Here is a 14,548-nt window from a genome sequence, read left to right as displayed (position 1 = left end):
CGTTATCGTGTTTTAAACATTGTTGTTAGTCATCATTTGACTGTTGCCGTGATCTGCAAGATAACAGCATTCGCTGCACCAACTTCGACCGTACCGACATTCCACTCGCCTGTTTCGGCGTCATACACTCCCGGGCTGGCTCCGTCATGGGAGACGAATATCAGACCATCAGGAAGCTTGTCCGTCACCACCACGCCTGTTGCGGCATCAGGCCCGGCGTTGGTAACTGTCAGGGTGTAAACCACCGTATCACCTGATTTGGCTGACTTCGGCGATACCGTTTTGGATAGCTGCACATCCACCTCAAGAGCCGGTGCAGGATGCAGATATTCAATATCGCCCAGGCCGGATGACTTGCCCCACTCGACACCATACAAACGCTTGCTGCTGTTGGTTCGGGTATCCGTATCCGTATCGCCGTTATTGGTGGCCGCTTCCTGCTGACCATCGGCAGTACGCACAAAACGCACTCCCCCTTTGACCGGGCTGATGGGATCCTGAATATTGGCTATCGCCACTTCCTGCCCGGAGCAATCCGTGACCGCCAGCCCCCCGATGTAACTGCGGTTATGACCGTCGCCATTATTGACGCCCCAACCAAAAAAGCCGGTGTTTTCATCCGTCGGGTCTGATTCGCGTGTCCAACCTGAGGCTGATGGCGTCGCCCTGATCAGGTAACCAAAATTCGTCCAGTCATCCAGGTCATTACAGGTATCGGTAGGATAGTAATTTGCCCAGCCGAAACGGAACCCATGAATGCTGGAAACACCGATCAGCATATTGCCGTTTTCATCCAGCTCCATGTTCGTAATGATTGGTGTAGACTTGCTCGGCGCATTGTTATTGCCGTCACAAGCAGCACCGAACATGGGGTCATCCTGCCAATAGGTAATCAGCCAGCTGATATCGGATTTTTGCAGTACATCGCTAACCACCGGAGTAAAGCCACCTCCGTCCAGCTTGCTGACATAGGAGTTAACCTCAGAATCCGACTGATTGGTTTCACCGGAACAGGTCACGCCGACATAAACCTCGCCATTGAGGTAATCCACACCGAAAGGACGCACATCCCCCGCTCCGCCCGCACAGCCGGGGTCGGTTATCGGGTAGCGCGCACTGACCGACTTGCTTGCCACATCAATCACCAGTAACTGGCGATTCGTCATGTCAACCGCGTACAGGGTGGTTCCATCATCAGAAAGCTCCAGACCGGCCAGACCGTGACGCCCGACTTTTTCATAGGCCCAAATATCGCGACTGGGGTCATTCGGCCCGGTCAGCCCACGATTGGCGGCAGTTTCAGAAGGAAACAAGGTAGCACCGGCCCCCAGGTGTGTTGCCGAGTTCAGATCCATCCACAAGACGGGTTCGCCAATGGAAGCGGAATCTGAAACATCACTGACATCAATCTCGTAAATCGCGCCCAGACCACCTGGCGAGATATCCGCATGACGGCGCAAAAAGGCGGACACATAATATTTTTTGGTAACAGAATTATAGGCTGTTCCCCAGGTCGTGCCGACTTCAGCGGCTGTCGCCAGCTCCAGTTGGGTTGACGGCGGCGTTGCAGTCCCGCGTTCATCGTAGTCAAAGCCAAGAACCGCTACACGACTGGCGACATCAGCGTGTGTACGATCACCGTTAACCATGATGGGCGTCATGACCGGCGCACAACTGGTGCTGACAGTTTCTGCGGCAGAAACCATTAGCGATGCCAACAGGCCACACACACTAACAACCAGCGCCAGCTTTTTGGCGCGCGGCATTTCTCTCTTATATAAAGAAACGTCCCTCATCAGGAATCTCCGATTCGTATTGTTTTTATAATTTTAACCGGTGCAGTGACCGCGCTATTGCATGGTGGAAGCAATACTATTTTTCTTCAATCGCAAACTGGGGAAAATCTTACCACCAAAATGGTCAAACGAACATAAGTAACCGAAGAACGGTAGACCATACACTCGATTTGGCATTTTCTGCATTTTCACTGCAATGTCACCGTCATCAATTGACCGTTACCGTGATCTGCAAGGTAACAGCATTCGCTTCACCAACTTCGACCGTACCGACATTCCACTCGCCTGTTAAGGCGTCATACACTCCAGGGCTGGCGCCGTTATGGGAAACGAACATCAGGCCAGCAGGAAGCTTGTCAGTTACCACCACGCCCGTTGCCGTATCCGGCCCGGCATTGGTCACTGTCAGGGTATAGGTCACTGTATCGCCGCGATTGCTGGCAGTCGGCTGAACCGTCTTGGTCAAAGACACATCAGCCGATGCCGCCGGAGCCGTTCTGTAACCAATATCCAATGTATGATTATTCGCGCCGACACCATCAAGGGTAATGACGATCTGCCCGGCCCCATTAGCATCAGAGTCACGCAAATCCGTGGCGGCATTGTTGTCCGTCACACCATCCGCGTCCTGAGTGGTGACAGCCAGGCCATCCAGCGGTGTTTGCCCGCTGGCGACCACGATGGTGCAGGTCTTGCCGGATTCCAGGAAAGTGGCGTTGCTGGCACTGGAGAATAGGTACTGGCCGCCATTGGCTGTTGTAACCGTAGCCGTGTCAGCACCACAGGTCAGCGTGACTTCAACGCCATCGATACCCGCTTCATCAGCATCCTGAATGCCATCTTCATCGGTATCACGCCAGATACGGTTGCCGATTTCGACTGGAGGCTGGTCACACATCAGTTCCAGATCCCCCAAGCCGGACACTTTGCCAAAGTCTGTATCCGATATACTGATAATTTCAAATACATCACGCATTTCACCGGTAGTATTGCTCAACCATTTGGTGCCATTGGTTCCCCAGCGGGTATCACTGCCCGTCAAATCATCGACCGGGTCGTAGACATTCAAGAGCACTTCACCACTACCCGGTTTTAAAGCAAGACTTCCCAATGATGTTTCGGAATTCGCTGACTCAATACTGGAAACCTGACCATCCCAGCTGTAAAGGATATGATCGCCAACATAAAACTCATTATTCAGGCTAAGAGTCTGCCCACCATTAAAGGCACAGCCAGCCCCTCCCTCTGCAACGTAAGCTCCATTAACGTTGCAAATTCGCCGAATATCACCACCTGCAGATGCCCCATAAGTATCGTTATTGGCTGCATCCGGCGCATAATTGCCAGCACCTGTTTGCATAGAAAAACGATCCAGCAAACCAAGAATAATGGAACCGTCCACATCAAACTCAATGTCACTTAAAATCGGCTGAGGATGAACCGCTACATTAGGATAATCAGTACGACACCCAGCAAAACTGGTAAATGCAGCCGTGTCGGAAGTCCATGGGAACCATCCGCGATGGGATTCACAAGAATCCTCGTTTGGGTATTCTCCAAATTCTGCCCAATCCTTTTCATAATCAAGCGCCATACTGGCAACGGAGGTAAAACTACTGCCTGACAGTTTCATGACGTAAGCTTTAAACGCTGAGGTAATGCTGCCAACACTTTCGTTGGAACAAACCACGCCAACGTAGACTTCACCGTCCTGTACCTTGACCGCCCAAGGCCGTATATCGTCGGCAGCAGCACAACCTGGATCACCAACTGGGATAGGCGTTCCCTGAGTTTTGGTAACCTGAGTTTTGCTTAAGCGGGGCAGGCTTCCGTCCCCATGGTATGTTTGAGATAACCACACCACCAAACAGCCAAAGGAACGGAAGCCATGGAAGACAGCTTACTGGAATTATTCTGCGACATAGACGATTTTTGCCAGCAGTTCGTGCCGGAGTGGAACCGCCGCCAACTGGCCAGCGGTGAACGCCAGCGCCAGCGTACACAGCAGCTGGCGCTAAGTGAAATCATGACGATCCTGGTGTATTTCCACCGCTCCAGCTACCGCTGTTTCAAGCATTACTACCTGTACCAGCGGGACAAGCTGCATTCGGCCTTCCCGGAACTGGTCAGCTACTCCCGGTTTGTTTACCTGACACCGACCGCCTTGATCCCGTTGTGTGTTTACCTGATGGGGCGGCGTGGCGAGCAAACCGGGATCAGTTTTGTGGACGCCACTTCCATTGCGGTATGCCACAACCGCCGTATCCACAGCCACAAAGTGTTCAAAAAGGTGGCGAAACGCGGCAAAACCTCAACGGGCTGGTTTTACGGTTTCAAACTGCATCTGGTCATCAACGACCGGGGGGAGTTGTTGGCTTTCCAGATAACACCCGCCAATACCGATGACCGCGCGCCCGTCCCCAAACTGGCGCGCGGACTGGTGGGCAAACTGTTCGGTGACAAGGGCTACATTTCCAAAAAGTTGTTTGAAACCCTGATGGAACAAGGTTTGCAACTGATCACACGGGTACGCAAAAACATGAAGAACCAACTGCTGCCCCTGGAAGACAAGCTGCTATTGCGTAAGCGGGCGCTGATTGAGACAGTCAACGACCAACTGAAAAATATCTCACAGATTGAGCATACCCGGCATCGCAGCATCGCCAACTTCATGGTCAATCTGATTTGTGGCCTGATTGCCTATACGTGGCAACCCAAAAAGCCGTCCTTGAAATGGGCAATGGAAGAAGTCATGCTCACGGCATAAGGTTTATGCAAAACTCAGGTTTGGTATCAATATCGACCGGAACCAGAGAACGGGTATTCAGGTTCATGACATACAAGGTTTTGCCATCTTCAGAAATATCGATGTCACCCAGAGACATTTTTCCAAGCTTTTGATAAGCCTCAACATCATGACTGGGGCTACCATCACCGGGAATACCCCGCGGATTAGTCATGGAACCGGCACTTGTTATTGATAGCCAGTTGACGGGGGCAGCTGCCGAATTGCTTGCATCCAGTTCATAAATACCCCCAAAACCCAATGAACCTTCAGAGGTATGACGACGCAATACCGAAGAGACGTAGAGTTTTTTGGTGTCACGGCGGTAAGCCACACCCCAGGTAGAGCCTATATGATCAGAACCATGTGCCAATTCAGTCAGCGTACTACGATCATCGCCCGTACTATCGTAGTCAAAACTCAGCACCGTTGGCTTATCCACCTTGTCATCAGGAATCATGCGGGTGGTCGCCACTTCAGGATTAGCCTGACAGTATTGCGCAGGGTTATTGACTGCCATATCTGCGTTACTGATACCATCCTGCACAAACTGCACCGTCGTACCACTTGCAACACCGGGTTTAAGCCAACTTTCTGCCCAGGAGAATTCCAGACGATAACTGGCTCCACCAGTCAGCCCCGTAAGGGTATAGCTACCATTTACCCCGGACGTTGCAGTTGATGTCGGCGTGCTAACAGGATCACTAGCAGCAAATGCCTTGACGGTAACACCCGCCATACCCACTTCATTAAAGCTCGCCCCGGTATCAAACACACCATTTGAGTTGAAGTCGCGGAAAACCTTGCCGGAAATATCTGCGTGGGCAGCTTGCGAGGAAAGAAGCAGGATACCCAAACCCAAATGCCCCCACTTTTTTGATTGCATTATTGTTCTCATTTACCTAACCCATTGTTATTATTGCCACCTAAGTAGAATACCATGTAGTTCTTTTTATATTTTATATCGTAAAAATCGTATCATTTGCCTGTTAACTGAACAAGAAAAAACCGAAGAGTGGTTAGAAAACTCATCATAAAACTATAGCGCCACATGAATAATTACTTTCAACGGTTTAATGTTGCCCGCAGCCCTGCCTTTATTACCACAATTTTTCACTATTGAGTTTTCAACATTATTGTTAGGCATCAATCGACTGTTGCCGTGATCTGCAAGCTCACAGCATTCGCCCCACCAACTTCGACCGTACCGACATCCCACACGCCCGAACCATCGTCATACACGCCAGGGCCGGCCCCATTATGGGAAACGAAAGTCAGTCCGACCGGAAGTTTGTCTGTTATCTTCACGTCAGTAGCCGCATCTGGCCCGTCGTTGGTTACTGTCAGGGTATACACCACCGTATCGCCACGGTTGGCGCTTGTGGGCATAACCGTTTTGCTCAGAGACAAATCTGCCGTGGCAACAGGGGCACTCTTATACCCAACATCGAAGGAATGGTTGTTTACCCCCGGAGCCGGAATATCATTTGTACTCACCAAGACATCACCAGAAGCCGGGGCATTTGAATCCAGCAGGTTGTTCCCTCCGGCATTAGCATTGGTCAGTTGGTAATCTGTCCCCGAAACTGTCACAGCTGTCGGGAAACGAACCGTATAATCCGCATTGGGCTGCAACTGGGTAATACCGTAAACCCGGCTGGCCGTCGAGGTTCCCGCCCATTGGAAAAATAGTACGTGCCATCAGCTGCGGTGACTGCCGATGCAATTTCGCCAGAGCCGGAAAGCAGCTTGACCGTTACATTGGGAATCCCCGCCTCACCGGCATCCTGGATACCATCACCATCGTTATCCAGCCATACCCGGTTACCGATTTCGACCGGAGCAGGCGGGTATAAAACCTCAACATCACCCAAACCATTACCCTTACCCCACACAGGCTGATCATTGGGCTGGCCTTGGTCAACCAATACGTAACCTTTATCAAAAGCCCCGGTCATGCCGTCATACCAGTGCAAGCCATGCGATTGCCATGGATCTTTACCGTCACTATTCCAGGGCGCATTACGGGCCGGATCCATCACACTGGAAATAATGGTTCCTGACCCTAAAACGACCCCGAGACCACCATCGCCGACATCAGCGTGGTTACCCGGCGCAATCGTACCCATGTCATCTTCAAAGTAATATTCGTCAATCGTGTTTTGCTTGTTTGCATCATAACCCTTCCCTGCCGTACTGCAGGCAGCTTCACCGGAGATCATCTTTTCCATTACCCAGGTGCTGTCGCCCGTCTTGCAAGCGTGCAGGACATCACCCGAAATCGTCAATTCTTGGCTGCTGAAAGCAGCTGATGGGGGTTCTACCGCATAGCTGCCATCCATGTGCCCGAAACGGTCAGCAAAACCCAATACCATGTCACCTTCAGGGGTGAACTCAATATCGGACAGCATCGGCTGGGGATAGCCATTAGCATGCGTGCTCCAATTACTGAATGGATAAGCAGGTGTCCATGCCTGCCAGGCAGCATTACCGTAAGTAGTACAATTGCCCATACCGCCGTTATTCAGACAGCCACGGGGATAATTGAGCGCGAAGTCCACAACAGGAGAAAAAGCAGTCGCGCCATCCCATACCTGGACATAAGGGGATTTCCCTGAAAGATTCCCCCGCAATGGCTACACTTGTCTTATCGACAAGCGGAGTCCCTATCCCCATGCCCCCCGAACCCCAAACAGCTAACCCGATCCTGAGTGAATCCCAGATAGCCGACCTGAAACTGGCGGCCTCGAAAATGTCTGGCAGCACCCGCCGTGCGTTCCAGGCGGACATGAGCCGGAAATATTGTGCAGGCAACGCCCGCCAGACTGAAAGGTGTTTTGGCTGGGGTCGGGAGGGGGTGCAGTTGGGTTTGGAGGAACAGCGCAGCGGCATGGTTTGCGTGGGTGCGCAGGCGGCGTATTGTGGCCAGAAGCGCTGGGAGGAAACCCAGCCGGAAGCGGCAGCCGCCTTGCTGGCGCTGGCGGAAGCACATAGCCAGCAAGACCCGACATTCCGCAGCAGCATCGCCTACACCCGCCTGACGGCGGCGGAAGCCATCCGGCAGTTACAGGCCATGGGTTTCAGCGGTGGACAAGTGCCCGCCCCCAGCACCATGGCGCGGATACTCAACCGGAATGGCTACCGCCTGCGCAAGGTGGAGAAAGCCAAGCCGCAAAAAAAATTCCAGAAACCGACGCCATCTTCGCCAATATCCAGGCCAACGATGGGCAGTTTGCCGATGGGGCGGTCAAACGCCTGAGCATGGACTGCAAGGCGACCGTCAACATCGGTGACTACTCACGGGGCGGGAAAACACGGGGTGACAATAAAGCCGCTGACCATGAGATGGGCTGCAAAGAGAAATACATCCCTTTTGGCGTACTGGATGAGGACAGTGGGCAGGTTTACCTGACCTTCGGCAGTTCCAGCAAAACCAGTGACTTCATCGTGGATTCCCTGTGCCGGGTATGGGAACAGATGCCTTCTGCTGACAAGGACGCCTGCCAGTGCATCCAGATCAAAGCGGACAATGGCCCGGAAAGCAGCGGGATCAGGACGCAATTCCTCAAGCGCATGGTGGAATTCGCCAACCATACCGGTAAGACAGTCCACCTGCTGTACTACCCGCCTTACCACAGCAAGTACAACCCGATTGAACGCTGCTGGGGGATTCTGGAACAACACTGGAACGGCACCCAGCTCAAGGATGCCGAAACCCTGCTGGAATGGGCAAAAACCATGACCTGGAAAGGCATCAACCCCATGGTCGAATTCAGCCACAAGGTTTATGAGAAGGGTGTGACCCTCAGCAAAAAAGCTATGGAGGCTGTTGAGGCGAGGCTGGAAAGAAATGCTGCTTTACCAAAATGGGACATTCTGATTCGCCCTGTTTTTGGGTAATGTCTTTGAGGTAAATCACCTAAGCCCACAATTTCCCAGGGTCACCCTTGCGCGCCGCAGTGCTGTCAATCGGCAAGCCACTGACTGTCGATTCAGCCGTACACACGCTCCCTACATAAACTTTACCGTCACGCACCCCCAAACCCATAGGGCGTAAATCATTGCTATCGGTACAATTCCCCACGGTTGTCGGCAATGCAATACGCTCAGGAGTTCCGGCACTCCCATCGGCATTGACAGGAATGCTGACCAATTCACGTGTTTTCAGGTCAATGGTATAAACCGTTTTACCATCTTCAGCCATATCGACATCGCCCAGACCCTCTTTACCGACGCTTGGGATAACATCAAAATCCCGGCTCCAGTCTGGCGCTGCCCCATGCGGGTCAGTCCGCGCACTATCCAGCGTGATCCAAACACTCGGTACGCCACCATTTTCCGGAACGCTGTAAATGGTGGTCGGATTGCCTACCAGACGTGTAAAACGTTTGATAAATGCCCCAGCCAATAGCCGCTGATGTAAACGGTCATGCGCCACACCCCAGATTGCACCAATTTCCGTTTCCTTCGCCGAAACGGTCGGAGCTGGCGTCATATAGGCATTCATGCTGGTCGAACTGGTAGAGCCCGCTGATTCTGGGATTGTGGCCAAGACAAATTCATCACCAAAATGAATGCTGCCACTGTGTACTGCGGTTACAATCTGTGGGACTGCACCGGGCGCGATGGTCTGCGCCGGATTGCTCAGCGCAAAGTCGACATTGCTTGTGCCATCTTGCACAAACTGTACAGAAGTACCGCCACCCGCACCCGGTTTAAGGGCATTATTGCTCCAGGAAAATTCAAGGCGATACTCTGTGCCGCCTGCCAGCGCCAATACATAGGAACCGACCGTATCTGAATTGGTGGAAGCAGCTTCTGTACCGTCCGGCGCAAATGCCTTGATAACGACATCTGCTTCACCCGGCTCATTGGCATCCACTACACCGTTGACGTTGAAATCACGGAAAACCTTACCAGAAATATCCGCATTGACAACTTGTGATGCGAATAGCAGGACACCAAGCCCCAAATGGCTCCATTGCGTTGGCTGTACTTTCATTTATATTGATCCGATTTGTTTTATTGCTGTTAATTATTGGCAATAATAATTTATTTGTTATTAATATTTTTTATCATAATGTTAGGATTGCGAATCCTACCATCCCCCCTTGACCCAAACAACAAGAAAATGAAGAGTGGTGTTATCAATTGTATTGTAAAGCAGCAGAACCCTGCGCCTACCGATTATCAGGCCAGCTTTTCGATTCCTGCATTTTATTGGATCATTAGCAATACAACATGACAAAAGCTCAAATAATAAAAACGATAGGGACAAGCCGGAATGAACAACATGGGCATACTGCAACCCCATAAATCAGTATTAAAATGGCTACCAATTTTTTTCTTATTTTTTTGCACGGCCACCGCACACGCCCAACTGACCTTACACAAATCAGCAACGCTTGCAGAACTTCAGGCAGCCCTGCAAGGCCCTGGCCTGACGCTCAGCAATATAAAAATCACTAAAGGCCTTACCGGCCACCAATACGGCACTTTCAACGGAGGGCTGGACTCCGCCGGTAAAGGCCCCGTAATCGGCATTCCTGATGGCATTTTCATGACAACCGGCAGCCTGACTTCACTCCTGGGGCCAAATAGTGTGCCCGATTATTCTGGGGTCACACCCGACCCTCCCTATGTTGACCAGGATCTGGTCTCCATAAGCCCTTATGCAAAATTCGACCCGGTCATTATCGAGTTTGATCTGATTCCTACCGGGGATACGCTTAACTTTGTCTTGTCGTTTGGTTCAGAAGAATACCCGGAATATGTGTGTAGCCAGTTTAATGACGGCTTCGGCCTCTTTGTATCCGGCCCCGGTTTCAGCACCCGCAATGCAGCTTTTATTCCCGGCACTTCAGATGCCATTACAATAAATCACGTGAACAACGGCACAGCTGGCATACGTGCAGACGGCACAGCCTGCACCCTGGGCAATAGTGCCTATTTCAATGATAACGGTAATGGCTCAGGCAACGCCAATTTACAGTTGGACGGATTCACCAAGCCCATAACAGCCCCGTTGGCGGGGCTGACCGCTGGAGAAACCTATCATGTCAAACTGGCCCTTGCCGACAGTGGCGACGGCAATTATGACTCCGGCACATTTTTCAAATGGCTGAACAGCACGGACTCGCATCCCGTGGATCTGGAACTGACCACGGTTGCCAGCAACATGGCTCCGGTAAAAAATGGCACAGTAGCCATCACCTACACACTCACCAATACCTCAACCACATCGGATGTCGAACAGGTACAAACCCTGCTGGAATGGCCAGCAGGCATTAGCATCCTGAACCAAGACGGGGAAGGCAGCTATAACCCTGCCACCCATGTTTGGAGTACAGGCCCCATCGGTGCGCTTGCCAGTACATCCATTACGTTCAACGTGCAGATTGGCCAGGAGGCCAGCTACACAGCCTCTGCTGAAATCCTGTATTCAGACCATGAAGATCCAGACTCCACCCCTTTCAACAAGGCTACTTTCCCCAACGAAGACGATACCGCCTCTGTCACCCTGACACCATCAGAAGCACCACACGTCACCTTGAAAGTACGGGGTCTACTACAAGGGCCCTACGACAACGCAAGCGGACTGATGCAGGACAAACTGCGGCAACAGGGTTTACTCCCCCAAACCCAACCTTACGCCTTGCTAGGTCATAATGGCACAGAAATGCTGAGCCCGGCTGTAGCAGCGTTGGAAGACAATGACGCCCCGACCGATTGGGTACTGTTGGAGCTGCGAGAGCAAACCAACCCTGCCATCCGGGTAGCAGCAAGCGTAGCCCTGATACAGCGTGATGGTGACGTAGCCGAGCCGCAAACGAATGAAACCACATTACATATCCCGAATGTCGAGGAAGGCCGTTACTACGTTACCCTGCGCCACCGTAACCATCTGGGCATTATGACGGCAACACCGCTACAGCTATCAAATACCGCTACAACGGTTGACTTTACACTGCCGGAAACCGCTGTCAGCGGCAAACATTCCCGCCTGCTGGAAAGTCATGCCGCCCTACTCTGGGCAGGTGATGTGAACAGTAACAATAGCGTTATCGCCAGCGGTTCAGGCAATGACCTTAATGCCATACTGGGGGCGATACTAAGTCACCCTGAAAACATTTTGGGCAACAGCAATCTCCGGCTAAAAGGCTACCTCGACGGGGATCTCAACATGGATGGCATGAATATTTACAGCGGCCCCGACAATGATGTCAATCTGTTACGTGCCAACGTTTTGCAGTATCCAGACAATGGGAACGGTGCAGCCAATTATATTATCAATGGTAGCCTTCCTGAATGAACCAATGCCACTACCCTGTTTACCAGGCTTCGATCACGCCCATCATCACTCCGGCGCTATAGCAGCAAACTGCCAGCTATCCTGCCCCGCCTGATAGGTGAACAGGTAAACCCGCTTGTGCGGGTTGTTCTCAGCAGGCAGACGGAAACCGAATTCCAGTTCCTTAGCCTGCATCACATACTGCCCCTGCCGGTTGGCGAACTCGAAACGGCGCACGCTGGTGGTATTGCCATCAGGTAAGGTTGCCAGTGCGAACTCATGACGCATGTCATCCGTAAAGTCCCCGTTAGCATCCAGCGCCACCGAATAGACATCCGAGGAACGCGCCGCGCCGAAATAAAGCCGCTTATGCTTTACCCCGTTGAAAACCCCAACCCCGATGGCATCGGTATTGTCCATCTGGTCAGCTACGGTTTTATCCGCCACCCGGATGCGGTAAATACGCCCGTTTGCCTGCCGTGGGGTCGAGCCTGCCAGCGAACTGGCGTACAAACTGTCGGTATCACAGTCGTAAAACAGCCCCATCGTACCAAACGGGTTGGCAGGCGACGGCGGAGCCACTGCGGGTAATTCCAGCCACAAGGCCATTTCCCCTGTCTGGGCATCCACCCGGTAAATACGGTTTTGCAATGCTGGCGGGTTTTCCGCAAGACTCACTTCCGGCGTGGGCGCGATGTAAATATTGCCCGCGCCATCCCGCGCAAATGCACCTACATGCCCAGCATCGTCCCAACTAGGGTGCTGCCATGTTTTGCCCGCCTGTGGATTCAGCAAACGCAAACCGGTGTAACCACGTTGCAGGGTATCAATCGCCACCGGTGCACCGATGCCGGTTTTGGCAATGAACGGCGGCATGGCCTGACAGGCGTTGGCGATCCCCGGCTGGAAATTACCCATATCAGGCCCACCGCAGGCAGTCAGCCATGCCGCTGCTGTGAGCATGACGGTTAACTTGCGCATTACCCGCCCTCCTTTACCGGTACGAACATCGGCCCCGACCAGCATGGCCATACCTCGATATGCTGCACGCCATCCTTGACGCGCGTATCCGCCCAGCAATATTCGCTGCCGGGGTTGCCATCGTTCTTCATCTGCGGCACGTACCACAACACCACATCCTTGCCCTGTAACGGCTCGGCAGGCTCGATGAATTGCTCCGGCCCCTGCTTATAATCTTTGTTGCAGCAGGAACCCAGCGTCACCGTATCCTGCTCGCCTTCTTCCGGTTTGTAGGCGCTGAAATAGGTAAAAGCATGGTCACCACGCCCACCATCACTAAACTGCGCATTACCCGGCTCGATGTAGTAGCCTGCACCATCCTTGCCCACAACCTTGTACTGGTAGCCATCTGACGTCAGCTTGGCATCATCCTGCAAACGCCATTGTTCCTTGTCCCAGGTTTGCCACTGGCTACCATCCCACTCCGCCACGGTTTGCCCCGTGCCAGTTTCCAGATCAATCCTCACCACCGGACGGTACGTGCCATCGGTGCCGCAGCCACGCCCGAAATCGGCCTGCGCCACGCGGAAACGGCCATCCTTGTAGAATTCAAACCGTTGCACATAGCGGTAATTACACGGCGTCGGCCAAGGCGGCTGACGGAAATCCTGCGTCACCGAAAAGCCCACTTCCTGCCCGTCCGTCACTATTGGCTCAGTTTTTGGCCCATCATAGGCAATCACCACCGCCGCACTGAACAGCGGGCAACCAATCGCGTCGCTGTAACCAAACCCTTCGCGCGTGGAATAACTGACATGCCAGTCCAGCAGCTTGGCATTCTTCAGCACCGGTTTGGCGTTGAATTTGACGTTGGTCAGTTGCAAACCATCCGAACCGGTGATGACGTAATCCATCGACCAACCATCCTGTGCGAGTGAATTGACCTTTTCGCAGAAGTTGCGGAAAGTGGTTTCGTTTTCCAGACTGCGCTCTGTCACTACCGTGCGCGGGCCACTGGTGCCGAGGTCTGTCCAGCGCGAACCGACCAGCTTGCCCTCGGTCAGATCCACAATTGCCCACAACGCATCGTTTTCAAACACATAGGTCGGAGCAACGCACAGGTGGTGGGAGCGTTCGCACATCGAGTCCTGCAAGGCGGTCTTGAATTCTTTCTTATCCGGCTGGCGGTCACGGTCTTGCAAAATGGCTTGGATTTCCGGTGAAGCGCTGGCGATTTTCGCCGCCAGTTCCACCAGATGCCCGGGTAAATCCGGCTGGGCGAAATTCTGGCGGCTAACGCCCAACACCCGTTGCCCTGCCACATCCACAAACGCAATGGTGGAAGCATTATGGAAGTGGCTGTACATCTCCACCCGCCAGCATTCCAGCTGCGCGCACGCCCCGGCATTGCCGTTGAAATCGGCAGGCAGCGCCTTGCGCACCGCCATAATTTCGTTGCGCAGGGCTTCGCCGGTCTGCTCATCGCGGGTGAATTGCAGGAATTGGGGATTGGCCACTGCCAGCTTTTGCGCCTGTTGCGCTTGTAGGTTGGTCAGCTCCTTGTCATCCAGCAACAATACCGGTGGGTCGGCCTGCAACGCCTGTTGCACCTTTTGCCAATAGGCCGCCAGTTCTGGAACCTTGTTGCGCAAATCCTCAGCCGCTACCGGCTTTGCCAGCGCACTGGTATCAGCGTATTTGTCGGTCACAGGAAGA

10 protein-coding genes and 1 pseudogene are annotated in these 14,548 nt (G+C 52.9%); 3 read left to right on the top strand and 8 right to left on the bottom strand.

The genetic code is table 11. The annotated features are described in order from the left end of the window. Positions 1-32: 32 nt before the first annotated feature. Positions 33-1,766 carry a DUF11 domain-containing protein gene (locus THINI_RS17780; protein ID WP_040839558.1) on the bottom strand — a complete coding sequence of 578 codons (1,734 nt, stop codon included), beginning with the start codon at positions 1,764-1,766 and terminating at the stop codon, positions 33-35. A 238-nt stretch (positions 1,767-2,004) separates the two neighbouring features. Continuing rightward, positions 2,005-3,429 (bottom strand): SdrD B-like domain-containing protein, encoded by a 1,425-nt coding sequence (locus THINI_RS26085; RefSeq protein ID WP_081485879.1) that lies wholly within the window; start codon positions 3,427-3,429, stop codon positions 2,005-2,007. A 255-nt stretch (positions 3,430-3,684) separates the two neighbouring features. On the opposite strand from THINI_RS26085, the gene THINI_RS17765 reads away from it, so the two are divergent. Further along, positions 3,685-4,563, top strand: a complete 879-nt coding sequence (locus THINI_RS17765) for an IS982 family transposase (RefSeq protein WP_002708892.1) — start codon at positions 3,685-3,687, stop codon at positions 4,561-4,563. On the opposite strand, the gene THINI_RS17760 is transcribed toward THINI_RS17765, so the two are convergent. The 3 genes from THINI_RS17760 to THINI_RS17750 form a co-directional block, all read right to left on the bottom strand. Beyond that, positions 4,553-5,467 (bottom strand): SdrD B-like domain-containing protein, encoded by a 915-nt coding sequence (locus THINI_RS17760; protein WP_040839554.1) that lies wholly within the window; start codon positions 5,465-5,467, stop codon positions 4,553-4,555. The genes THINI_RS17765 and THINI_RS17760 overlap by 11 nt on opposite strands. 260 nt (positions 5,468-5,727) lie before the next feature. Next, complete coding sequence (locus THINI_RS25365; protein ID WP_281054680.1) at positions 5,728-6,078, bottom strand: DUF11 domain-containing protein; 351 nt, start codon at positions 6,076-6,078, stop codon at positions 5,728-5,730. 92 nt (positions 6,079-6,170) lie between these two features. Continuing rightward, a complete protein-coding gene (locus tag THINI_RS17750; protein WP_040839551.1) occupies positions 6,171-6,992 on the bottom strand; it encodes an SdrD B-like domain-containing protein in 822 nt (273 codons plus the stop codon). Between the two features lie 221 nt (positions 6,993-7,213). On the opposite strand from THINI_RS17750, the pseudogene THINI_RS27385 reads away from it, so the two are divergent. Continuing rightward, positions 7,214-8,481: pseudogene (locus THINI_RS27385) on the top strand (ISAzo13 family transposase). Positions 8,482-8,500: 19 nt separating this feature from the next. On the opposite strand, the gene THINI_RS17735 reads toward THINI_RS27385, so the two are convergent. After that, positions 8,501-9,583 carry an SdrD B-like domain-containing protein gene (locus tag THINI_RS17735; RefSeq protein WP_040839547.1) on the bottom strand — a complete coding sequence of 361 codons (1,083 nt, stop codon included), beginning with the start codon at positions 9,581-9,583 and terminating at the stop codon, positions 8,501-8,503. Between the two features lie 291 nt (positions 9,584-9,874). On the opposite strand from THINI_RS17735, the gene THINI_RS23710 reads away from it, so the two are divergent. After that, positions 9,875-11,893 (top strand): choice-of-anchor L domain-containing protein, encoded by a 2,019-nt coding sequence (locus tag THINI_RS23710; protein ID WP_154724451.1) that lies wholly within the window; start codon positions 9,875-9,877, stop codon positions 11,891-11,893. A gap of 45 nt (positions 11,894-11,938) precedes the next feature. On the opposite strand, the gene THINI_RS17725 is transcribed toward THINI_RS23710, so the two are convergent. Together THINI_RS17725 and THINI_RS17720 are read right to left on the bottom strand one after the other, a co-directional pair. Continuing rightward, positions 11,939-12,853 carry an SMP-30/gluconolactonase/LRE family protein gene (locus tag THINI_RS17725; RefSeq protein ID WP_002709917.1) on the bottom strand — a complete coding sequence of 305 codons (915 nt, stop codon included), beginning with the start codon at positions 12,851-12,853 and terminating at the stop codon, positions 11,939-11,941. Next, positions 12,853-14,541, bottom strand: a complete 1,689-nt coding sequence (locus THINI_RS17720; protein WP_050988082.1) for a hypothetical protein — start codon at positions 14,539-14,541, stop codon at positions 12,853-12,855. The genes THINI_RS17725 and THINI_RS17720 overlap by 1 nt, the downstream gene beginning before the upstream one ends. Positions 14,542-14,548 lie beyond the last annotated feature (7 nt).

This window comes from Thiothrix nivea DSM 5205 (genome assembly GCF_000260135.1).
Classification (GTDB): Bacteria; Pseudomonadota; Gammaproteobacteria; order Thiotrichales; family Thiotrichaceae; genus Thiothrix; species Thiothrix nivea.
Note: the sequence above shows the minus strand (reverse complement) of the source record. Positions and strands in the feature narration are given on the sequence as shown.

What these genes read in the sequence shown, in the direction of transcription:
- THINI_RS26085 (WP_081485879.1), bottom strand. Translation starts at nt 3,429, where the DNA reads ATGAAACTGTCAGGCAGTAGTTTTACCTCCGTTGCCAGTATGGCGCTT.
- THINI_RS17735 (WP_040839547.1), bottom strand. Translation starts at nt 9,583, where the DNA reads ATGAAAGTACAGCCAACGCAATGGAGCCATTTGGGGCTTGGTGTCCTG.
- THINI_RS17725 (WP_002709917.1), bottom strand. Translation starts at nt 12,853, where the DNA reads ATGCGCAAGTTAACCGTCATGCTCACAGCAGCGGCATGGCTGACTGCC.
- THINI_RS17765 (WP_002708892.1), top strand. Translation starts at nt 3,685, where the DNA reads ATGGAAGACAGCTTACTGGAATTATTCTGCGACATAGACGATTTTTGC.
- THINI_RS17750 (WP_040839551.1), bottom strand. Translation starts at nt 6,992, where the DNA reads ATGCTGTCCGATATTGAGTTCACCCCTGAAGGTGACATGGTATTGGGT.
- THINI_RS23710 (WP_154724451.1), top strand. Translation starts at nt 9,875, where the DNA reads ATGGGCATACTGCAACCCCATAAATCAGTATTAAAATGGCTACCAATT.
- THINI_RS17780 (WP_040839558.1), bottom strand. Translation starts at nt 1,766, where the DNA reads ATGCCGCGCGCCAAAAAGCTGGCGCTGGTTGTTAGTGTGTGTGGCCTG.
- THINI_RS17760 (WP_040839554.1), bottom strand. Translation starts at nt 5,467, where the DNA reads ATGCAATCAAAAAAGTGGGGGCATTTGGGTTTGGGTATCCTGCTTCTT.